Here is a 21,974-nt window from a genome sequence, read left to right as displayed (position 1 = left end):
AAAATGCTAAAGTCTTTATCTCTGAATGCTTTTATCTTTAATCAGCAACCCCTAATCTAAGAATCTTTCGTAGAAGCTGGTGCCAGAGAAGCCAAAGGCTGAGGAATAGTGTCTGAAGGTGCTTGAAATTCTCCTGTAAGTACAAACTCTAAGCGTAATTTAAACCAGCTAATAATTTGAGGATTAGTAGAAATAATCGCTGCAGCAGGTTGAGGGCATTTTTCTTTAATGCTAGCCATTTCAGGAGCTTCTAAAAAAGCAGGTTCAGCAATTAACCAAAAATCAATTTCTTTTTCCTTCTCGTGATAATCTCTTGTGCGCTCCCTGAATACTTCTTCCAGGGGTTCTTCCTCCAGTAAAAATTTTTTACTAGCTAAGACGTAATAGTAAGTTTCCATTTCCATCAATAAATAAGAAATTATTGACATCATCTCCGGCGGTTAGACACGAAGATTCCTACCGAGCCGTAGCTCCTCGGTGAGTTGACGTTTCATCGGGTGCTGCACCCACCCCTCTTACTCCCCTCCCGGGAGGGGATGGGGGTGGGTTACGCTTCCCTCTGCGTCCGTTTAATGTCTCGGATTGCCTACCCGCGACAACAATACTATACCTTATGTCCTTCTATTTAATCAACCAAAAAATTGCCCGCTTAACTAGCCATGAGCTAAAAGTATTCAGCTAGCCTCATGGGTCGGAACTTCGGCCTTCAGCTTTTTGACCGATTGTTAAAATCCCCTGCAACCCCAAGCCCATGATTATTGAGTCGGCGTTGAAACCCCTTCTAAAGTTTAGAAAAATAATCTTGCTGAGTGCTGAGTGCTTACTGCTAACCGCTTTTTTAAGAGCAAGGCTTTAGACCGAAAAATTCGGTAATTAGAACTGGCCTTGAATAGCTAGTTTCATTTCACGGACAGCTCGCTCCATACCCACGAGTACCGCCCTAGAAATAATTGTATGACCAATATTGAGTTCTTCCATACCTTCTAGACAAGCAATTGGATAAACATTCCAATAGGTGAGGCCATGTCCAGCGTTTACTCGGAGACCAGCAGCGATCGCTATTTTGCATCCATCTGCCAAAACAGTCAATTCTTTGTGGCGACCAGCTTCATCACCAGCTTCAGCATAACATCCTGTATGGAGTTCAATAAACTTGGCCTGAATTTCAGCGGAAGCTTCTATTTGGGCTTTTTCTGCATCAATAAACATACTTACAGGAATACCCGCCCCCTGTAACTGGGCTACAACTTGCCTCATCTGGGGAAGATTTCCAGCCACATCCAAACCCCCTTCCGTAGTAACTTCTTCCCGGCGTTCTGGTACAAGAGTAATATAGTCTGGTTTAATTTCCAGAGCGATCGCCACCATTTCATCAGTAGGGGCCATTTCTAGATTCAAATGAGTCCGCACCGTTTGTCGGAGAATACGGACATCTCGTTCTTGAATATGGCGACGGTCTTCGCGCAGATGGGCAGTAATACCATCAGCACCAGCTAGTTCAGCTAAAACTGCTGCTGCTACTGGGTCAGGTTCTACAGTTTGTCGCGCTTGTCTAATTGTGGCAACGTGGTCGATGTTGACACCAAGAGTGGGCAATTTTTTCTTCTCCTAAAAAGGTTAAATTAATTTTGCACAGGTACTTAATTATATTATCAGTGTTCAACCTCAAAGTTTTCTAAGATTTTCCAAATTATAGAAACCGATCCAGGTGGTGGACAATCTCAAGAAGTTCTAATTTACGGAAAAATTGGGGTATGCGCCTCGCCCTTAAGCGGGGGACTTTTTAGTTGATTTTATTTCAAAAAATATGTTATAATAATGTTAGTTTGAAAGTCAGATTATGAAAGGTAGATTTAAGTATCGGATCTATCCAAGACCAGTACAAAAATACCGACTAGCCAAGCTATTTGGTTGTGTTCGAGTTGTTTGGAATGATAGTCTAGCTTGCTGTCAGGAAAAATACAGTCTTAAAGAAAAGAAGCCCACTAATTCTAAACTACAAAAACTCTTTATTACTCAAGCTAAAAAGACTGAGGACAGAGAATGGTTATCAGAGGTTTCACCCACCCCTCTAGCTCCCCTCCGGTGGAGGGGATGGGGGTGGGTAAAATCTTTAAATGATTTAAACCAGGCTGATCAAAATTTCTTGACTTCGACTAAAGGTAAGAGAAATAGTAGACCTGTTAAAACTCCTAAATTCATGCATTAGAAAGTCATGGGCAGACTCCAAGGTTTACATGCATGAGGGTTTAAAGTAGCTCGACATAAAGTTTATTTAGCAAAAATTGGCAAGTTAAAAATAATTTCGCCTGTGAGAATTACCTGCTGCTCCATCATCAGTAAAAGTAATCAAAGATTGTAGGGGCGATTCGCGAATCGCCCCTACTAGATATTTATTAAGTTTTGCAGTATAAACTTGTGCCAAAACCTTACCTCAAACTGATAATTCAGTAGGTATAGATTTAGGTATCAAAACTTTTGCTACGTGGGGACGTTGCATGCAACTTCCCTACATGGTCAAAAAAATGATGCACCCAAACTACTCAAAAAACGGCTTAAGAAGTATCGCCAGTTAAGCAAATCATTATCTAAGAAAACTAGAGGTTCTAAAAGGTATGAAAAAGCGCGGGTTAGAGTAGCTAAACTTCAGGCCAAACTCAAGCATACAATAACAGATTTTCTGCATAAATTGTCTACGGAAATAATTCGTAAAAACCAAACAATTGTTTTAGAAGATTTGTTTGCGAAGCATTCCGAAGGAAACGTTTCTGGTATGGTGCAAAACCGTAACCCACCCCCATCCCCTCCTGGGAGGGGAGCAAGAGGGGTGGGTATCAGATTTAGGTTGGAGAAAATTTAGGACACTGTTAGAAGGAAAAGCAGAAAAATACGGTCGTGATTTTAGAGTAATTAGTCGTTGGAAAGCAACATCTCAAATTTGCTCAGATTGTGGCTTTAAAAGTGGAAAGTTAGATCTTTGAGTAAGAGAATGGGAGTGTCTAGAGTGTGGCGGAAAACATGATAGAGACGAGAATGCAGCAATAAATATATTATCGCTTCTTGGGGATGCCTCCTGCCTCCTGCGGAGGAGCTGCCCTAAGGGAGACACTAAATGGACACGGAGGCAAGGGTAACCCACCCCCATCCCCTCCCGGGAGGGGAGCAAGAGGGGTAGGTGCAGCAGCCTGTGAAACGTCATCCACCGAAGAAGCTCACCCTTAGTAGGAATCCCCGCGCCTAACAGCCGGGTGAGGATGTCAAAAACTTTGAGTATCAAGTTTACCGTAAGCATTCAGCTATTAGCATTCAGCTTTCAGCTTTTAAACAAACAGGACTTACTTAAGTTTCTTAATATCTATTTAACAAACAGTCTCTTGGGAGTGCCAAATCAAAATCAATTATTAATATATTTTACCAAAAACAAGTAATTTTTAGTAAAATATGGAAAATACCTATTCTTGATTCTCAAGACCTTGAAAAATATATATATAGCAATTCCCAGAGTAGTTAGGTACGCACATTCCTTTACTTGACAAAGTAGGGAGTAGTAATTCGGGAAACAGGAAATAGAAAAGAAGAAAAACAACTGTACTTCAGTAACTTCAGAAATGCTATAGCTAATTAATGTTTTTATTAATTATCAAGTTTTGCTCTGATAATTAATAAAAATATTAACTGTTTAGTTGTAAATAGGAACTCTCAACAATGCAAATCTCACAAAATTGCCTGGATTTAATCAAGAAATGGGAAGGACTTTTTCTGAATGCTTATCTAGATCCAGTAGGAATACCAACTATTGGATATGGAACCATTCGTTATCCCAATGGACAAACAGTTCGTCTAGGAGACAGAATTTCAGAAAGAGATGCGGAAGGATACCTAGCTTCTGAATGTAGCAGAATAGCAGAAGAAATTTCTCAACTAATCAAAGTTCCTGTTAATCAAAACCAATTCGATGCTCTAGTATCTTTTTCTTATAATGTAGGAACTGGTGCATTTCAAGGTAGTACCTTATTAAGAAAACTAAATCAAGGAGATTATCAAGGAGCAGCTAATGAATTTCGTCGTTGGGTAAATGGCGTAGTTCGTGGTGTCAAAGTACCACTACCAGGGTTAGTATCTCGTCGTGCTGATGAAAGAAGGTTATTTCTCAAAAGTGGAGGAGAAGAAAAACCTTTAGAAGGTGAAATTTCAGAACAAGATAAAGTAACTTGGTTAGAAGGATATCGAGATGAAAATAAGAAAACTGTAGTTGTAGCTTGGAATCAAGGTGAAGTAGTAGAAATCTTAACTCTAGAAAAGTTTGATAAAAACTTATTAGCTAGTATTTTTCCTCAGTATAAAAATGCTACATATTTTGTAATTGCTCCTGCGAATAAACCAATTCCTGCTGGTGAAAGAACTTCAGTTTTTAACATTTCCGATATATATAATCAAGGTACACCTCCAAAACTAAACCGTGTATTAGTACGAGGTAGTGAAGGTGATGATGTAAGAACTTTACAAAAGAGATTGAAAGATTTAGGCTATTATGAAGGAGAATTTGAGCGGGTTTTTGGTAAGAAAACTGAACTTGCAGTTATCGAGTTTAAAAAAGACTATTTTGGCATTACAACAGATAATGCAACAGTAGAGTCCATAACCTGGAAAAAATTATGGGGAGATGCTCCACCTCCACCTCCTCCTGCACCACCATCCACGACAAATAAAAATTATCTACTATTAACAAAGACAAATCGTAAAGATAGATATGGATGTTATGTACTGAACTTGGACTATTTTAAAAGTGGAAAACTACAAGACAGATTAGAAGTTTGTTGTGGTGCTCCACTAAGACAATTTTTCCGCACTGCTGCTCGGAGTCGGGCAATGACTGGAGAACCATTACCAGAAGGAAAGTGGTACATTCAGGATATTATTTGGGCTGATAGTAAAGATAATTATTATGGTCGAATTTTTCAAAGTGGTATTGGCCCAGTAACAGTTCCGTTAGATTATATAGAACCTGGTACAACTGAAAGAAGCGCGATCGAAATTCATATTGACTGGAATCGAAATTATGGTGCCCCTGGTACTGTTGGTTGTATAGCTACTTACAACATAGCTGATTATAAAAGGTTCATTGGTTGGTTAAGAGATACAGACCCCCGAGATCTTTATGTTGACTGGAAATTAGGAACTTGTCCTAAACCTTAATTGAAATGATGGTGCGTGACGCTTGGCGCTTCGCACCCTACTATACTTTTGACTTGATATCAATCAGGTTTTTTCAGTTGTATTTCAGGATACTCAGGAGATTCTCCCATTAATTCACCCAATGCTTCTGACATAGCTTTCGGGTCCATAAATAGCACCTTAGAATTAGCACTTTCACTTAATTTCTGATTAGTTTCTAAATAGTTTTGAGCAATCAGAAACTGCATAAATTCGGGACTGTCTGGACGCAAATTTAAGGTTTTGGAAAGAAGCTCTATAGACTCTGCTTGTCCTCTAGCTTTAGCAAGAGCAGCTTGCTTCTCACCTTCTGCTTGTTCAATCTTAGCTTTTTTTTCACTTGAAGCTACCCTTTCCGACTCCATTGCTGCCTGCACTTTTTCCGGAAAAATAATATTCTGAATCTCAACACGAATCACTTTTACTCCCCAGCTAGAAGTCGCTTCATCTAATTTCTTCAGTAAAGCTTTATCAATTTCATCTTTTGTAGACAAAACTTCTCGCATTGGTAAGCGACCAATTTCAGAACGCAGAGAAGTTAAAACAATATTATCAATAGCATTTCCTACATCTTCAATTGCATAATATGCTCTCTCCATTTCTATAATTTGCCAGTAAACTACTGCATCTACCTGCAAGGTTAAATTATCATTAGTGATAACTGACTGAGGCGGAATATCCAAAACCCGTTCCCGGATGGTATCAACATAAGCTATTTTTTCTACCAGGGGTAAGACTAACCGAAGTCCAGGTCTCAAAGTCCGCCGATACTTTCCTAAGCGTTCTACTAAAGCTTCATCCCCTTGATCGATCACTCTTACAGAGGAGTTAACTGCATAACCAAAAATTGCAGTTGCTATCAGAGCCACAAGATATTGGAGCATAATATTTTAGACTTTATAAATTAGGTTAATTGTGTTAATATTAGCATTCTCTAGGAATAATCCTAATTTTAACGATAAATATAGTTAAAAATTCTACTTTAGCATAATTTAGAGTTGGGACAATCTTGGAAATTTTATTAAAATAATTGGTTCTAAAACCCCGCCTTTTAAAGCGAAATGTTTTTGGAGGGTTGCTCACGCATCCCCGTGACAAAAACAACTTCTGACTTCTGAATTCTGACTTCTGACTTCGTTAACAAGCTTGGTTAACATGGAGAACTTAATTAATACTTTATCTGAAAAAAGTCACAATAAAAAACCTCTGATAGTAGCTGTTTCGGGAATTGATGGTTCAGGAAAAGGCTATATCAGTTCTCAAATAAATAGCTCTTTGCAAGAAATTGGTATTAATAGTTATCTCATTGGAATTGACGGATGGCTAGAACTACCAGAAAAGCGATTCAGTGATACAAATCCGGCAGAACATTTCTATAAAAATGGATTTAGGTTTGAAGAAATGTTCTCGACATTAGTGGCTCCACTCCAACAAACTGGATCTGTTCACCTAATTGCTAATCATGCAGATGCTGGTAACTCAAATTCATACACACAATATTATTATCAGATAGAAAATGCAGAAATAGTAATTTTAGAAGGTATCTTTTTGTTCCAAGATAAATTTCACTTTGATTATCGTATTTGGATCGACTGTAGCTTTGAAACTGCCTTTCAAAGAGCGTTGAATCGTAACCAGGAAGGTATTTCTGAAGCAGAATTAAGGCACGATTACGAAACTATATATTTTCCAGCTCAATTATTACACTTTGCCCAGGATAGACCAAAGCAAATGGCTGATTTTATTATTGTTAATGATCGTAAGTTTTAGGAATACACTAAGTGATAGTATCATAATTCTCTTCCTCTTCAATATTAGAAAATTTTTTCTACAAATCCAAACTTTCTAATTCTTGCCACAATTGATTCATAAATTTATCAATATATTTTAATTTCATATTTCCTAAAGCTTCCAACTCTTCATATATATAATTATCGTCAATTTTCATCACATCTTGTGTCGAATCAGCCAAACTAGATGGTTCTTCCATGAGCTTTCGAGCTATTTATTCTGAAATTTTATAGCGCTAGTTGAATCGGGAATAGGGAACACTTAACTGGGAACAGGAGACTATCAAAGGATTTGAGGATTTATAAATGTCCTAACCTTAATGCGTAGCGCTATACCAGGATTTTCCCCAGTAACTCTTGTCGCCAAACAAAATTTTAATAATTTTCGAAGTTGGTATCTGGAGAAACTAATATCATGTCTGGTTGAATAGTTATAATTAGAGCTTCGTAGTAGTGCTTGAGCCACTGAAATATATTTCTTATTGCTCAAGCACTACTACAAACAAAAAACTTTTTTGATCGCTAATTATCCGAACATAGTATTATTTAACTATACCAGAGTGACCTTCTATATTTCCTACTGCTTCAAATCTTCCACCCAGGTATTTTGCTAAAAATTCTTCAGCGATAGCATAAAAATGGAAACGGTTTTCTGGACGGGCAAAACCATGACCTTCGTCTGTGTATAGGGCATATTTTACAGGTTTACCAGCATCTTCCATTGCCTTAACAATTTGCTCGCTTTCTGACTCCTTCACCCGTGGGTCATTCGCTCCTTGAGCAATTAACAAAGGTTTCTGAATTTTATCGACCAAAAACAGAGGCGATCGCGACTTCAAAAACTCTGGTTCTGTTTCCAAATGTCCTACACGATGGAAAAATACCTTCTTCAAAGGTTCCCAATAAGGTGGAAGAGTTTCCATTAAAGTGATCAAATTACTCGGTCCGACAATATCCACACCAGCAGCAAAGACTTCCGGGGTAAAAGTCAACCCAACTAATGTTGCATAACCACCATAAGAACCACCCATGATGGCAATTTTATCCTTGTCGGCGATACCCTGTTCAACTAACCAGTTAACTCCATCGATTAGATCGTCGTGCATTTTCGCGCCCCATTCCCGGTTGCCAGCATTGAGAAAATCTTTACCGTAACCACTTGACCCCCGGAAATTAACTTGCAATACTACATAACCCCGGTTAGCTAACCATTGAGCTTGGGATCTATAACCCCAAGTATCCCGCGCCCAAGGTCCTCCATGAACTAAAAGCACTGCTGGTCCGGAAGTAGAAACTCCCACAGGTTTAGTTAAGTATCCATGAATAGTTAGACCATCCCTAGCAGTGTACGAAACAGGTTCCATAGAAGCTAACTGTAAACCTTCTAGTTGTGGTTGGTTCGTAAACAAAAACGTTGTAGTTTTGGCAGTGCGGTCGTAGGCATAATAATAAACTGGTCCGTCATCAGTGAAATAAGATACTAACCAGTTTAGATCGTTGATAGTACGGTCTACGATGCGAAATTCCCCTTCGTGAGCTGCTTTAAGAAATTCAAAATCGGCAACAATACTATCGTCTAAAATTTGCCATTCTAATTTTTCTTTGTAGAAACCTACTGCTTCAATGTTACGAGTAGTAGGATGAATTATGATGCCACCCATGTCATATTGGGGGTCTTCAGCAACTACATTTTCTTGACGAGCAGCGAGTTCTAGAGCAAGTAGACGTTTAGCATTAGCATCATGATTACCTGATATATAGAGAATTTTCCCATCATCGGAGAACAGAACTGGACCACCTTCTTCATTAGGTCCCCAGTGACGCATAGTTTCCCAAGATTTTTCTGTGGTTTCCCGATAAAAGAGGTCGGAACCTCCATCCTGAGTTCTAGCGATCGCTGCCCGAATTTGGAATTGAGCATCAGCAGTCCAACCAACGATATTTCCAGGATTATGAGTGTCAAATTCTACTGCACCATTGTTGAGGTTGATACGGTAAACATCGAATTTTTGGCGGTTTTCCAGGTTCATTCCCACCAATATTTGGTCTGGAAAATTAGGATCTATATCTACTATGTCTGCTTTAACTCCTTGGAATGGCGTCAGGTCGCGAACTATGTTGGATTGAATATTTACTTGATAGAGATGAAAGTTTTCATCACCCTCAGCATCTTGGAGGTATATCAGTTGGTCTTGGTTATAAGTCCAAAGATAGATCCGAATGCCTCGTTTTTTATCGGCGGTAACTTGGCGATCGTCTTCTTTACCTACAGTTCGTACCCATACTTGCAAAACATTTTTCTCATCTGGGGCGATGTAGGCAAGATATTTACCATCGGGGGATAGTTTTGGGTTAGTACGTTCGGGGTTGCCAAATAAAATGTCGCGGGAAATAAGAGGTGGGAGTTGAGTCATTTCAGTTATCAGTTATCAGTTAACAGTGATCGGCAGCAAATTGATTTTTTTGATCCCATTAAAAGGAGCAGGAGACCTTATTTTTTGGTCATTTTTCAGTTTACTGTTTGATTTTTTTTAGTTATACCATTTCTCAAAAGTAATGCTATAGCAACAGTTATCAGGTACATTTACGATCCCCCTAAATCCCCCTTAAAAAGGGGGACTTTGAAGACTACCCCCTTTTTAAGCGGTTCCCCCCTTATCAAGGGGGGTTAGGGGGGATCTGGGGGCGGGGGGGATCTAAAACTATACCTCATGGATTAAAGAACTGCTATATATAAGTTTATTTCTGTATAAACAAATTGTAGGGGCAAATGGCCGTTTGCCCTTACGCATTGGGAACTGGTATTAAATACATTTTACCTTTACAATTTACTGTACATTTTGTAATATTTACCTACAAGAAATGTAGTGTAAACCTACCTTGACTTTTTATGTTATTACAAGCTAAACAACGGACAAAGTTAGATGATTCTGACGATAGTTTATTTTATTCTTTTCCCAGGTTTGTCACCCATGTGGATGAAGGATTTATTGACCAGTTGACCAATTTATATCGCGATCGCCTCAAACCTCATACTCGAATTTTAGATATGATGAGTAGTTGGGTTTCTCATTTACCAGAGGAAATAGAATTTGCCCATATTGAAGGACATGGTATGAATGAGGAGGAGTTGGCAAAAAATCGCCTATTAAGTCATTACTTTGTTCAGAATTTTAATCAGGATTTAAAAATACCTTTACCGGATAAGGATTTTGATGCTGTACTGAACTGTGCTTCGATTCAATATTTACAATATCCTGATGCCATATTTTATGAAATTCATCGTATTCTTAAACCTGGTGGGATAGCAATTATTAGTTTTTCTAATCGGATGTTTTATCAGAAGGCGATCGCTGCTTGGCGAGATAATTCGGAGGAGGGAAGGGTAGAGTTAGTCAAGAGTTATTTTGACTCGGTAAAAAATGCTAATGGTGTTCCTGGTTTTAGTCAAGTAGAAGTAATTTCTCAAAAGTCAAATGTACCTAGTTTTTTGCAGATGTTAGGTTTAGGAGGAGGCGATCCTTTTTATGTTGTAATTGCTCATCGTCAGGTTTAAGATTAGGTGGTAGGTTTTAGGTAGTAGTTATATCAAACCTGGATAATTACTATACCCCAGTCATTGCGACTGGAACGGAGTGGAAGGAAGCAATCTCAATTAGTAGTTAAAGAGGTATTTTTTATCAGCAAAAATCAGTTTTTTTGACTTACCTTTTCTCTACTACCTAACTCCTATTCTGTGCAATTCTGTTTTTTCTTTCTAATATGGTTTCAAACTGAGAAATCATTTTTCTTAGATAAGGGCGATCGTAACCATTAAGATAGTAAAGGTAAACTTCCTGTGGGTCATCAGGGTAATAGCGAAACGGTATTTCATGTCTTGTAAATCCGAATTTATTAACATACAGCTTGCCTGGATTTGGAAAAAAACCTGTTGTGAACAAATAACCACCATTTTCCAAGAAAATTTGAAATAAAAGTCTTAATAATATTAAAACTGCGACTGATTGTCTATACTGTTTGGCAAATACAAACCTTGTAGATTCCATTGCCAGATCATCTTCTCTGATAAAATCTAATAATTCGTGATAGCATTCTAGCTCAAATTTCCCATTCAATCTCCTACAAATTCTCTGACTCCCTACTAAAGTATTTTCCTGAAAAACACCCAACCAAGTAGCAACAGTATTATAATCATCCCATAAAACTTTTCCTTGTGGCAGTTGTTTAACGTACAAACCACTGGGATTATTTGGTTTAATTTCCCATTTTTGTTCTTTAAATGAAACCTCATAAACTAGTTTTTTTGCTTCAATTATCTCTTGTTTTTCAGTCAAATTTCTGGCTTCCATAATCTTATTTTATTTCAGCTTTATACCTATTATTTATGGATATCAACTAGATAAAAATTCCCCTATTCAGGATTATCTAATAGGGGAATGCTAGTAGAATTAATTCCTCAAATTAGTAAGGACCAAAAAATAAGTTTCCAGGGGCATCGGGGTCATCGCTCCCATGAAATTGCTGTACGAATTCCACTAATTCGTCTTTAGTTATACCGCCGTCACCGTTTAAGTATAACTGATTAAATTCCCCTAATAATGTCAATAATTCGTTTTTAGTTATATTACTATCACCATTTAGGTCTAATATCAAGTCTCATTAATTAGCAGTAATAAAAACGTTCTTTTCCCTCGCGCGAGAATATTTTTTAAATTTTCCCCTACTCCCTACTCCCTAATCCCTAAATTTTTATTGTGGTTATTCAAAGAGACATGATATAAGTTGGGAAAAATTTCTACAGCTAAATCTTCAGGAATTCCCCAGCTCCAACAAAAAATTTTGTACTCTTCCAAACCAATAACTCCATCTCCATCTATATCTAATAACTCGAAAACCTGATTTGCTAGGTCAACAACTATTTTGTATATATTTGGACTATTGATGCGACGATCGCTATATTTGATCCATATCCTTAACCTCTCAGGTAAGGATATGTAGCAAAATTTTGAGATTTAATATAGAACCCATTTGATAGCTATATAATTATGGTAGTCAAGTCTTTTCGCGCATCAATTTTGAGGAAAAATCATCATCTCAAGGAGTGTTGAATTTTTTGTATTATTTCTCCCCACATCTTCCTTCTTCTCTCTTCCCTCTTACCTCTTACCTCCTGTCTCCTGTCTCCTGTCTCCTGTCTCCTGACTCCTTGCTAAATTTATGAAGATACCTTCAGGGGTTCTATAAGTGAGTATAGTAGCTTTTAGTCAACTAGCATATTTCATTATTTATCAAATAATTTAGTAGTAAGTAAGTGAACAAAAATATTTACCGTCATTGGGAATAAAGTGAAGCAATCCCAAATCCATGCGATTGCGTCATTCCGCTCCGATCCATTCGCAATGACATTGTCTAATTAATTCTGTCCGACTACTGATAATTTTCAGACTCAGATTAAGTTGGTAATTTTCATTCAAATAAACTCAACAAATGTGCTATAAAAAGAAATGGGAATTATTTTAAATCCCTAATTGTCAAAAAACAATATATTTCTAAAACTATCAATTTAATTACAGTGATTTCACAAGAAAATACATTTAACATACAAGCATTAGAAGCTATTGTCGGCAAAGACAATATCAGTTTGTGGGAAAATATAGACCCAACAAAAAAACAACAAATCTCACAGGCGATCGCTCCCGACACTACAATCAACTGTATCATCTATCCAGAAACTCAAACACAATTATCTGATGTTGTTACTTGCTGCAACAAAAATAACTGGGCGATATTAACTTGCGGTAGTGGTAGTAAACTCCATTGGGGAGGGTTAGTCAAAATAGACCCAACTACTCACCACCAGGGAATAATAGTTGTCAGTAGCGATCGCCTCAACCGTCTCATCGAACACGCTGTTGGTGACTTAACTGTTACTGTGGAACCGGGGATGAAATATGCAGAATTACAGGCAACTTTAGCAAAAACAGGTCAATTTCTTGCCATCGACCCTGCTTATCCAGAAAATGCAACTATTGGCGGTATTATTGCTACTGCTGATACTGGTTCCCTACGTCAACGCTACCGGGGTGTGCGAGATATGTTACTGGGTATTAGTTTCGTGCGTTCGGATGGAAAAATTGCCAAAGCAGGAGGAAGAGTAGTCAAAAATGTTGCAGGTTACGACCTAATGAAACTATTTACAGGTTCTTATGGCACATTAGGTATTATTAGTCAAGTTACTTTCAGGGTTTTTCCTATACAAGAAGCATCCGGAACTGTTGTTTTAGTAGGAGAAAAAAATAATATCGCCAAAGCAACTCAAACTCTATTATCTTCTGCATTAACACCTGTTGCTGTTGAATTACTTTCAACTAATTTAGTTAAAGAATTAGACTTGGGTAAAGGTGTAGGATTAATAGTTAGATTTCAAAGCGTAATAGACAGTGTTGAAGAACAATCTAACCGATTATTAGAAGTTGGAGATAAATTAGGTTTAAATTCCACTCGTTACCATGATTATGAAGCAGAATTATGGGATAAATTAAAACAGAAAATTTGGCATTCTCAGGAAAATACAGAAATAATTTGTAAGATCGGAGTAATGCCTAATAAAGCTGTAGAAACTTTAAATCAACCAGCCTTAGAAACAGGTTTTGGATTAATTCATGCAGGTATTGGTTTAGGAGAATTACACTTTAATTCAGTTAGTCCTGAAACTATTTTAGAATTAAGGCGGTGGTGTGAATCTGTAGGTGGGTTTCTAACAGTTTTAGCAGCGCCATTAGAGATGAAAGAAAAACTTGATGTTTGGGGTTATAATCAAAACGGTCTTGATTTAATGCGTGGAATTAAACAAAAATTTGACCCTCAAAATATTCTCAATCCTCATTCTTTTGTTGGTGGAATTTAAAAGAAGACCTCTCCCCCGACCCCTCTCCTGCAAGGAGAGGGGAGAATATGTCCCCCCTTCCCTTGCAGGGAAGGGGGTTGGGGGGTTAAGTTTGAGTTTATCCCAAATATTTCGGTAGTATTTTGTAGTGGCGTGTCTAGACTAAATTTGTGGTTTAGGAGCGAGCAACCTAGAAGACCTCTCCCTCGACCCCTCTCCTGCAAGGAGAGGGGAGAATATGTCCCCCCTTCCCTTGCAGGGAAGGGGGTTGGGGGGTTAGGTCTTAGTTGAGATGCCCTACTACGATCTAATAACTGAAAAAGCTGATAACTGAAAATGACTCAATGTTTAAATCCTGACTGTTTAAAACTTAACCCACCAGACACAATATTCTGTCAATACTGTGGTGAAAAATTAGTTTTAGCCGAAACCTCCTTGCCCTATAAAAATTATCGGGCAAGGAGGTTTCGGCAGAACTTTTCAGGCAGTCGATAAATACAAACCTTCAAAGCCTTTTTGTGTAATTAAACAATTTTTTCCTCAAGCACAAGGAACTAAAACTTTATCAAAAGCTGCTGAATTATTTGCTCAAGAAGCTGAACGTTTGGATGGTTTAGGTAAGCATCCACAAATCCCCGAACTTTTGGCATATTTTACTCAGGATAATCGACAGTATTTAGTACAAGAGTTTATCGACGGGCAAAATTTACAGCAAGAGTTGGAAGAGTCGGGAGCTTTTAATGAAAGTCAAATTTTAGAGTTGTTAAAAAGTTTATTGCCTGTGTTGGAATTTATTCATTCTAACCAGGTAATTCATCGAGATATTAAACCAGAGAATATTATTAGGAAATTCCCCCCCGCCCCCCTTGGAAAGGGGGGAGATACGGGAGATATAGTATTGGTAGATTTTGGCGCAGCTAAATATGCCACAATGACTGCTTTAGCTGTGACGGGAACTGTTATTGGTTCTGCCGGATATGTTGCACCAGAACAAGCAGTAGGAAAAGCAACTTTTTCTAGCGATATTTATAGTTTGGGTGTGACTTGTATTCATTTGTTAACTGGAGTCGAACCTTTTGATTTATTTGATGTGAGTGAAAGTGATTGGGTATGGCGAGATTATTTAAAGTCGAGGGTGAGTGATGAAGTTGGAGAAATCTTGGATAAAATGATTGTTGGAGCGACTAAGAAAAGGTTTAAAAATGTAGGGGAAATTTTATCTCTGATTCAGCCTACTTCTCAACCAGCAAAACCTAATTCTCCACCACAAATATCTCAACCATCAACAGTAGACTCAGAAAAAGGAGAACTATTTACTTTTGAAGTTCCAACTGTCAATATATCCGGCTATATTACTCACCGCACCGAGGGAAGTGCTAGGCAAAAAATAGAAGATTTAGGTAGTGGAATTAAATTAGAAATGGTTTATATTCCTGGGGGAAGTTTTCTCATGGGTTCGCCGGAAGATGAAGAGGGAAGAGAGGAATCTGAAAGTCCTCAATATGAAGTAATTCTCCAACCTTTTTATATGAGTAAATATCCTATTACTCAAGCACAATATCAAGCCATGATGGGAAATAATCCTTCTAATTTTAAAGGAGAAAAACGCCCAGTAGAACAAGTAAGTTGGCATGATGCTATAGAGTTTTGCAAAAAGGTCTCTAGGAAAACTGGAAAAATTTACAGGTTGCCCAGTGAGAGTCAGTGGGAATATGCTTGTCGTGCAGGAACAACAACACCATTTTATTTTGGAGAAACTATAACGTCTGAGTTAGTTAACTACAACGGTAACTATCCTTATGCTTATGCTCCTAAAGAGGAATTTCGGCAAGAAACAACAGATGTGGGAAATTTTCCACCTAATGCTTTTGGTTTATATGATATGCACGGTAATGTGTTGGAATGGTGTCAAGATGTTTGGCATGGTAACTATAATGGAGCGCCTACTGATGGAAGTGCTTGGGAAACTGGAGATGATAGTGATTATAGACTGCTCCGTGGTGGTAGCTGGTACAGCTTTTCTTGGAATTGCCGGAGTGCCAGGCGTCTCTATAGCGATGCCGACTACTTCATCGACAATTGGGGTTTTCGGGTTGTCTCGTCTGTTCCGGTCGTTTCTGCCTTTTGTTCCTAGGATTCTTCCCCTTTATTCTTTTCCTCTTTTCCCCTTTTTCCTTCTTTCCTTTTTTCTCTTTCCATTCCCGCTGATGAGGTACATTGACAATCCCCCTTTAAAAGGGGAACTTCAAAGTCCCCCCCTTTCCAAGGGGGGTTAGGGGGGATTGAATATCTGTAGCAAAATTGTAGGGTGCGTTGGACGGCTAAAATATAGACTGTGAAAGGGATTTAACAATCCGTCGTAACGCACCATTTAAGATGAAACAGTCCAGTAGGGTGCGTTTCCTTGCGGGACATGAAAATGAAATGTAACGCACCGTCTATCCCAAATATTTCGGTGCGTTACGCTTTCCTGCGGAATGCTGCGCAAACGCTTTTCATGTCGCGCAGCGAAACACACCCTACTGGACTACTATCTAGCGAAATCAGGACTTACGCAAAAGATAGAATTATACACAATATGTAGGAGTTAACGGCCGTTAACTCCTACTAGATATCCATCTTCTGTCAGTCTCCGAAAACTTTTGTAATTTCTATATTCTAGAGTTTTTATCTATCAGGCGATCGCTAGCTTTTTTCTTCCTAAAAATTCCTCATAGCCGTGAAATTGCCAAAATTCGACGATCAAACTTTGTATTTCTTGTTATAGCTCCTTTATAGGAAGCAGATTTGCTCTTCAACTTTTACCTAACTTGAAAATCGCTAGCTACTAAATCTGTACTACCACCTAAGTTGACAAATTCACCCCCAGTACCAAAACCATCTTCAGTACCGTTAGTATTATAATATAATGCTCCACTCACAGAGTTGTAAACAATCTCAGCTTCGGAAATGGCAGCATCACCTTCATTCGATACAATTTCAAAATCATCTTCAGATAAACCAATACCAGGAGAACTATCTAGAGCAGTAAAAGTATTCAAGTCAAGCAAAATTCTATCTTGCCCACTATTAAAATCAGTAATCTGGTCTATACCTATATCATCAGAATCAAACTCTTGATTAGTATTAAAGATAAATAGGTCTATACTTGCTCCTCCCGTTAATTCATCATTTCCAGAACCACCATTCAGGCGATCGCGACCTTGACCACCGCTGAGAGTATCATTACCGCTTCCTCCACGCAATATATCAGAGTCTAGACGACCTTCTAAAAGATCGTTACCATCCTGACCTAATAAAGTATCATTTCCCCTAGCACCTATAAGGTTGTCATCGCCATCACCACCAACAACCCGGTCATCACCTGCGAGTCCATTTAATCGATCGTCTCCATCAAAACCTCTGACTACATCGTCAGCAAAACCTGCTTGAATATTGTTATCCCGGTTGTCTCCATTGAAAACCACATCTTCATCAGGAATGACAGTATCAAAATTTTCCAACACAACCTGTCCGCGCAACTCACCACTCGGATTATTTTCTGTGTGCAGATTAATATAGACTTCTCCTGACTCTACTGCGGCAACTTCAGTATCATCCAAAGTAAAATTACCAGTGAAGAAACCACTGTTATCACCATTGTCAACTACGGTTAAGTTGCGTAAAATATCACCATTATTACCCAGTTCACCTAAATGCAGATGAACCGAACTTTGAGAATTTCCCTCTGAATCTTGGTCTGGTCCAACATTCAATAAATTACCTGACAGATCTAAAAAACCGCCAGATATATTGAGATTATTGCCAGAGAGTACAGCATAAAAAGTTCCTGCAGCGTCAGTATCTACTACTGGGTCAACTTCTTGAGCTTCTGATATTGGTAAGAATGTTACTAGAGTATCGTCCGTTGGATCTGTCTCGTTGAGGAGAACTTGGGTGCGCAACTCACCACTCGGATTATTTTCTGTGTGCAGGTTCACATAAAAATTTCCTGACTCCGCAGCTACCACTTCATCATTACTCAAAGTAAAGCTGCCAATAAATCCCCCTGATCCATCACCATTATCAATGACATTAAAGTTGCGAACAATTCCACCATTAGAATTAGCTAATCCTTGATGCAGATGAATGGAGCTTTGAGGATTGCCTTGTGAGTCTGTATCTCCCACCGAAAATAAATCGCTCGATAAATCTGAAAAAGTTCCTTGTATTGTTAGGTTATTACCAGTCAGAATCGCATTTACTATTCCTTCAGCAGGAGTATCTACTAGTGGCGGTACTTCAAAAAGTTCTGACATGGGCAACCCAATGCCAAGTGATGCTTGTACATCATCTAGAAAAACTACCTGTCCTCGTAGTTCTCCACCTTGTCTTCCTATTGTGTGGAGGTTTATATAAAACCCGTCTGCTTCTGCTGCTGCCGTTTCTGCATCTGTGAGAGTAAAAGCTCCATTAAATGTACCATCTAATATATCAGGATTCTCGTTAAACTCAGGTACATTTAAGTTACGGACAATAGGTCCTGTATCTCCTACTGCACCTTGATGAACATGAACCGGACTTTGAGGGTTTTCCTCTGAGTCTGGGTCTCCTATAGGAAATAGAGGGCTTGATAGTTGCTCGAAACTACCATCTATCAGTAATATATTTCCTGGTAAGAAAACATCGAAAGTTCCTGTGGCTGGACTATTTGGTACAGGTGGAACTGCCTGAGCTTCTGACATTGGTAAAGAAAGTCCCAAGAAGTTATCAAATGAATAGGTAGCCATTATAAACCTCTACAATTCTTGTATTAGCTAAGATATTAGCCTAGCATAATTGAACTATAGTATAAACTTATGTCAGTATTGCTTAAGTTATCCAGCAAGATTGTTTCAGGGAACTTTAAGTTTATCAATTTATTAATCTTATTTTATTCATTAACCCTTGAGTATGACAGTATGTAAAACTTGAGGGGTTAAGATTCGCTCCTACTTCAATTATTGATTGATAGAAAAATTAATGTATAATATTATATATGAAATTTAAGTTTGAAAAATTTTCAATATAAAAATATGCAGCTCAAAGACATAAATACCCAAAATAATCCCACAATTCCAGCTAAAGATAGCAACTTTTTACAGCAAAATCCACATTTAAACTCTTTAGCGGATAACCCTAGTTTTGACTCTCAAAATCCACCTAATCCCGAATTAATTGATGCGTGCGTTCACTGTGGATTTTGTTTATCAACTTGTCCTAGTTATCGGGTAATAGGTAAAGAAATGGATTCTCCCAGGGGCAGAATTTATGCTATGGATGCTATTAATAAAGGAGAAGTAGCTCTAAATAAAACAACTTCTCAACATTTTGATACTTGCTTAGGTTGTCTTGCCTGTGTGACTACTTGCCCATCTGGAGTTAAATATGACAAATTAATTGCTGCAACTCGTCCGCAAGTAGAACGAAATATTCCCCGTTCATTACCCGATCTATTAATTCGTAATCTTATATTTAATTTGTTTCCTTATCCCAATAGATTACGACCCTTACTTATTCCTCTATTTGTTTATCAAAAATTAGGATTTAACAAATTTATTCGTGCTACTAAGTTGCTAGAAAAAATCTCCCCTAGATTAGCAGCAATGGAATCTATTTTACCAGAAATTACTGTTGATTCTTTCGAGAGTAATTATCCTACTATTATTCCTGCTCAAGGAGAAAAACGTTATCGAGTTGGATTAATTTTAGGTTGTGTTCAAAGAATATTTTTCTCCCCAGTTAATATGGCAACAATTCGGGTTTTAACTGCCAATGGTTGCGAGGTTGTGATTCCTCAAAGTCAAGGTTGTTGTGCTGCTTTGCCAGAACATCAAGGACAAACTGAACAAGCTCATACTTTGGCAAAACAAATGATAGATAGTTTTGCAAATACCGGAGTTGATGCAGTTATTATTAATGCCGCTGGTTGCGGTCATACTCTTAAAGAATACGGCAATATTCTTCAAGATGATTCTGAGTATTGTGAGAAGGCAAAAGAATTTTCTAGTCAAGTTAAAGACGTGCAAGAATTCTTAGCCAATGTGGGATTAACAGCTAAACTTTCTCCTTTAATTGAGGATGAAGAATTGACTATAGTTTATCAAGATGCTTGCCATTTATTGCACGGTCAAAAAATTAGTTTGGAACCAAGAAAATTATTACAACAAATTCCTGGGGTAAAGTTGCGCGAACCGATAGATGCAGCTTTATGTTGTGGAAGTGCGGGAATTTATAATATGTTGCAACCCGAAGTAGCTGAGGAACTAGGGCAACAAAAAGTAGAAAATTTATTGAATACAGGTGCAGAATTAATTGCTTCTGCTAATCCTGGATGCTCTTTGCAAATTAAAAAGCATTTAGAACTGCAAGGCAAAAAAATGACTTTAATGCACCCAATAGAATTATTAGATTATTCAATTCGGAGGGTGAAATTACAGAGGAAATAGGTAGATGTTACCCTAGTATGAAGAGAAGGAGGGCGATCGCTCTGTTTTTTTCAAAAGAAACAATAGTGGATATTATCAGGTCTGCTATCACCTTATAGAACTATGGCGATCGCTTTCCTTTTTTGTCAGATAAATCTTAATGACGCGATCTCTTGAGAGAAAAAGCACCCAAACCACTGACTGCAAATAAACCTAAAATTGTAGCAGGTTCAGGAACAGGTTGGGGGTCAGTAATATTTGCAATTGCTACAGACTTTAAAGGATCTTTTTTCTCAAAAACTCCCTTACCCTTAGTACCATTACTTAACGTTACTTTGAATTTAATATCTGCAATACCAAAATCGCCTCCGTCATCAACTTTTCCACCTCCAGCAATTCTGTCTGTATCAACTCCAAATTTTAATATCTCACCTACAGAAAATGCTTCATCTACAAACTTAACAGTTAATTTTTGTTTATCCTCGCTAAGGAAGTACTTCTTAATATCAGCATCAGTAATGTCACTATTTTGACTGACTTCAAAAGGAAATCCCTTCCCTCCAGGGGATCCAGAGGTAAAGTCAAATATAGCATTGGCATCTGGTGACAAATCAAAAACAAATTTTTTAATATAAACGTTATCAGGACCTTCTTGAAAGTTTAATTTAAAGAATTTGTTTCGTTCGGTTGCGTTTTCAATTCCTGAATCTTCTCCTTTTGCAGTAAATCTAAGTTGAGCAGCTTCTGCTGTTCCTGCGGACAAGGCGACAAAAGTAGTTACAACCGCAGTCATAAGTAATTTTTTGGCTGTTTTCATGGAAGTATTTCTCCTAATTTAAAAGTTTTATAGGTTGCTGATATTGTTGACGAACTTTACAAAACAGAGATGAAAGTCGATAAAATTCTTGGATATCAACTTATTTCAATGTTACAGCAGATTCCACCAGGCGTGAGTTACACCCCTCGCGGGCAATATCCCACACTGCAAACATTTAATTCTTAATATCTGTACTTCATATACGACCGAATCTACTGTAAGTTATATCATGTCCGCTTAAATACTTGTACTTTGTGGAAGAAAGGCAGATGGTAGAAGGCATTTATCCTGAAGGGTTTCTTCCAATTGTGACTTCATTTTATACACGCTCCGATGCTACCAGACACGATATTAATCAACATACAGTTGTTTAATGAAGTTACTAATAATATGACAGAAGTTTAATAACTTTGTCTACAGATTGAGGTAAGCTTTACCGAATCTTCATAAATTCTAACCGAATAAATACAGTTTTAAAACGGTTGTATTAATTTTGCAGCAAGATTTACAAGAAATTGTCAGCGATCGCCGATTCATGAAGAATTGGTAAAGATTAAGAAAATATTGAAGAAGGAGTCAGGAGACTGAATACAGGAGACTGAATCAATTGGTTGGGGATTCCCCACCCCAACCAATTGTGGACACCGCGGGTGACGGTGGGGATTTATACCCCATAAGGCTTGCAGCCAGGAGCCAGTTCCTGGGAAAGGCGACCAAAAAATTCTACTGACTCCTGACTCGGTCCTCCTGACTTCCAGCCGAAGGCTGTTAAAACCTACATTCCGCACGACAAAATGTAGCATGAAAAACGGAGACAGGAG

17 protein-coding genes and 2 pseudogenes are annotated in these 21,974 nt (G+C 38.1%); 9 read left to right on the top strand and 10 right to left on the bottom strand.

Translation table 11 applies throughout. From position 1 onward, the window contains the following. Positions 1-56: 56 nt before the first annotated feature. Positions 57-398: an MgPME-cyclase complex family protein gene (locus ACP6PM_RS24345; protein ID WP_426589226.1), complete on the bottom strand. Its 342-nt coding sequence runs from the start codon at positions 396-398 to the stop codon at positions 57-59. A gap of 475 nt (positions 399-873) precedes the next feature. Beyond that, positions 874-1,596 (bottom strand): pyridoxine 5'-phosphate synthase, encoded by a 723-nt coding sequence (locus ACP6PM_RS24340; protein ID WP_426589224.1) that lies wholly within the window; start codon positions 1,594-1,596, stop codon positions 874-876. A 244-nt stretch (positions 1,597-1,840) separates the two neighbouring features. Here ACP6PM_RS24340 and ACP6PM_RS24335 point away from each other — a divergent pair, with 244 nt between their 5' ends. Continuing rightward, on the top strand, positions 1,841-2,209 hold the full coding sequence (locus ACP6PM_RS24335) for a helix-turn-helix domain-containing protein (RefSeq protein ID WP_426589223.1): 369 nt from the start codon (positions 1,841-1,843) through the stop codon (positions 2,207-2,209). Between the two features lie 84 nt (positions 2,210-2,293). Here ACP6PM_RS24335 and ACP6PM_RS24330 read toward each other — a convergent pair whose 3' ends face one another. After that, the gene (locus tag ACP6PM_RS24330; RefSeq protein WP_426589221.1) at positions 2,294-2,425 is read right to left on the bottom strand and encodes a hypothetical protein; all 132 of its coding nucleotides are present in this window, start codon (positions 2,423-2,425) and stop codon (positions 2,294-2,296) included. 60 nt (positions 2,426-2,485) lie between these two features. Between ACP6PM_RS24330 and ACP6PM_RS24325 the strand changes: the two genes are divergently transcribed. The 3 genes and pseudogenes from ACP6PM_RS24325 (at position 2,486) to ACP6PM_RS24315 (ending at position 5,196) form a co-directional block, all read left to right on the top strand. Next, positions 2,486-2,860 carry a transposase gene (locus ACP6PM_RS24325; protein WP_426589219.1) on the top strand — a complete coding sequence of 125 codons (375 nt, stop codon included), beginning with the start codon at positions 2,486-2,488 and terminating at the stop codon, positions 2,858-2,860. After that, positions 2,742-3,134 (top strand): annotated as a pseudogene (locus tag ACP6PM_RS24320) (zinc ribbon domain-containing protein). Before ACP6PM_RS24325 ends, ACP6PM_RS24320 begins: the two are co-directional and overlap by 119 nt. A 571-nt stretch (positions 3,135-3,705) precedes the next feature. Next, positions 3,706-5,196, top strand: a complete 1,491-nt coding sequence (locus ACP6PM_RS24315; RefSeq protein ID WP_426589217.1) for a glycoside hydrolase family protein — start codon at positions 3,706-3,708, stop codon at positions 5,194-5,196. Between the two features lie 59 nt (positions 5,197-5,255). Here ACP6PM_RS24315 and ACP6PM_RS24310 read toward each other — a convergent pair whose 3' ends face one another. Next, positions 5,256-6,098 (bottom strand): SPFH domain-containing protein, encoded by an 843-nt coding sequence (locus ACP6PM_RS24310; RefSeq protein WP_426589215.1) that lies wholly within the window; start codon positions 6,096-6,098, stop codon positions 5,256-5,258. Between the two features lie 271 nt (positions 6,099-6,369). Here ACP6PM_RS24310 and ACP6PM_RS24305 point away from each other — a divergent pair, with 271 nt between their 5' ends. Then, a complete protein-coding gene (locus tag ACP6PM_RS24305) occupies positions 6,370-6,984 on the top strand; it encodes a uridine kinase family protein (protein WP_426589213.1) in 615 nt (204 codons plus the stop codon). 58 nt (positions 6,985-7,042) lie between these two features. On the opposite strand, the gene ACP6PM_RS24300 is transcribed toward ACP6PM_RS24305, so the two are convergent. Together ACP6PM_RS24300 and ACP6PM_RS24295 are read right to left on the bottom strand one after the other, a co-directional pair. Further along, entirely contained in the window at positions 7,043-7,204 is a 162-nt protein-coding gene (locus ACP6PM_RS24300; protein ID WP_426589212.1) for a hypothetical protein, read from the bottom strand. Positions 7,205-7,546: 342 nt separating this feature from the next. Continuing rightward, the gene (locus tag ACP6PM_RS24295; RefSeq protein WP_426589211.1) at positions 7,547-9,418 is read right to left on the bottom strand and encodes a S9 family peptidase; all 1,872 of its coding nucleotides are present in this window, start codon (positions 9,416-9,418) and stop codon (positions 7,547-7,549) included. Between the two features lie 476 nt (positions 9,419-9,894). Between ACP6PM_RS24295 and ACP6PM_RS24290 the strand changes: the two genes are divergently transcribed. Then, positions 9,895-10,560: a class I SAM-dependent methyltransferase gene (locus ACP6PM_RS24290; RefSeq protein WP_426589209.1), complete on the top strand. Its 666-nt coding sequence runs from the start codon at positions 9,895-9,897 to the stop codon at positions 10,558-10,560. Between the two features lie 166 nt (positions 10,561-10,726). Here ACP6PM_RS24290 and ACP6PM_RS24285 read toward each other — a convergent pair whose 3' ends face one another. Both ACP6PM_RS24285 and ACP6PM_RS24280 read right to left on the bottom strand, forming a co-directional pair. Next, the gene (locus tag ACP6PM_RS24285; protein ID WP_426589208.1) at positions 10,727-11,353 is read right to left on the bottom strand and encodes a hypothetical protein; all 627 of its coding nucleotides are present in this window, start codon (positions 11,351-11,353) and stop codon (positions 10,727-10,729) included. A 112-nt stretch (positions 11,354-11,465) separates the two neighbouring features. Then, positions 11,466-11,609 (bottom strand): hypothetical protein, encoded by a 144-nt coding sequence (locus tag ACP6PM_RS24280; RefSeq protein ID WP_426589206.1) that lies wholly within the window; start codon positions 11,607-11,609, stop codon positions 11,466-11,468. Between the two features lie 961 nt (positions 11,610-12,570). Here ACP6PM_RS24280 and ACP6PM_RS24275 point away from each other — a divergent pair. Both ACP6PM_RS24275 and ACP6PM_RS24270 read left to right on the top strand, forming a co-directional pair. Beyond that, positions 12,571-13,911, top strand: coding sequence for an FAD-binding oxidoreductase (locus ACP6PM_RS24275; RefSeq protein ID WP_426589242.1), 1,341 nt, complete (start codon positions 12,571-12,573; stop codon positions 13,909-13,911). A 315-nt stretch (positions 13,912-14,226) separates the two neighbouring features. Further along, a pseudogene (locus ACP6PM_RS24270) lies at positions 14,227-16,024 on the top strand (SUMF1/EgtB/PvdO family nonheme iron enzyme). Between the two features lie 667 nt (positions 16,025-16,691). Here the strand turns inward: ACP6PM_RS24270 and ACP6PM_RS24265 are convergent. Next, a complete protein-coding gene (locus tag ACP6PM_RS24265) occupies positions 16,692-18,659 on the bottom strand; it encodes a CHRD domain-containing protein (protein WP_426589204.1) in 1,968 nt (655 codons plus the stop codon). Between the two features lie 285 nt (positions 18,660-18,944). On the opposite strand from ACP6PM_RS24265, the gene ACP6PM_RS24260 reads away from it, so the two are divergent. Next, positions 18,945-20,357: a (Fe-S)-binding protein gene (locus ACP6PM_RS24260; RefSeq protein WP_426589202.1), complete on the top strand. Its 1,413-nt coding sequence runs from the start codon at positions 18,945-18,947 to the stop codon at positions 20,355-20,357. A gap of 136 nt (positions 20,358-20,493) precedes the next feature. Here the strand turns inward: ACP6PM_RS24260 and ACP6PM_RS24255 are convergent, their stop codons facing one another. Beyond that, positions 20,494-21,153, bottom strand: coding sequence for a PEP-CTERM sorting domain-containing protein (locus ACP6PM_RS24255; protein WP_426589200.1), 660 nt, complete (start codon positions 21,151-21,153; stop codon positions 20,494-20,496). Positions 21,154-21,974: the final 821 nt, after the last annotated feature.

Origin of the sequence: Dapis brunnea BLCC-M229, from assembly GCF_050015995.1 — a bacterium.
In the GTDB taxonomy this organism is placed as follows: domain Bacteria; phylum Cyanobacteriota; class Cyanobacteriia; order Cyanobacteriales; family Microcoleaceae; genus Trichodesmium.
This window is presented reverse-complemented; position numbering and strand designations above follow the sequence as displayed.

Bases quoted from the DNA above. Each gene is read 5' to 3' on its own strand.
- ACP6PM_RS24345 (WP_426589226.1), bottom strand. From the start codon at position 398: ATGGAAACTTACTATTACGTCTTAGCTAGTAAAAAATTTTTACTGGAG.
- ACP6PM_RS24335 (WP_426589223.1), top strand. From the start codon at position 1,841: ATGAAAGGTAGATTTAAGTATCGGATCTATCCAAGACCAGTACAAAAA.
- ACP6PM_RS24315 (WP_426589217.1), top strand. From the start codon at position 3,706: ATGCAAATCTCACAAAATTGCCTGGATTTAATCAAGAAATGGGAAGGA.
- ACP6PM_RS24310 (WP_426589215.1), bottom strand. From the start codon at position 6,098: ATGCTCCAATATCTTGTGGCTCTGATAGCAACTGCAATTTTTGGTTAT.
- ACP6PM_RS24305 (WP_426589213.1), top strand. From the start codon at position 6,370: ATGGAGAACTTAATTAATACTTTATCTGAAAAAAGTCACAATAAAAAA.
- ACP6PM_RS24300 (WP_426589212.1), bottom strand. From the start codon at position 7,204: ATGGAAGAACCATCTAGTTTGGCTGATTCGACACAAGATGTGATGAAA.
- ACP6PM_RS24295 (WP_426589211.1), bottom strand. From the start codon at position 9,418: ATGACTCAACTCCCACCTCTTATTTCCCGCGACATTTTATTTGGCAAC.
- ACP6PM_RS24290 (WP_426589209.1), top strand. From the start codon at position 9,895: ATGTTATTACAAGCTAAACAACGGACAAAGTTAGATGATTCTGACGAT.
- ACP6PM_RS24285 (WP_426589208.1), bottom strand. From the start codon at position 11,353: ATGGAAGCCAGAAATTTGACTGAAAAACAAGAGATAATTGAAGCAAAA.
- ACP6PM_RS24265 (WP_426589204.1), bottom strand. From the start codon at position 18,659: ATGGCTACCTATTCATTTGATAACTTCTTGGGACTTTCTTTACCAATG.
- ACP6PM_RS24260 (WP_426589202.1), top strand. From the start codon at position 18,945: ATGCAGCTCAAAGACATAAATACCCAAAATAATCCCACAATTCCAGCT.
- ACP6PM_RS24255 (WP_426589200.1), bottom strand. From the start codon at position 21,153: ATGAAAACAGCCAAAAAATTACTTATGACTGCGGTTGTAACTACTTTT.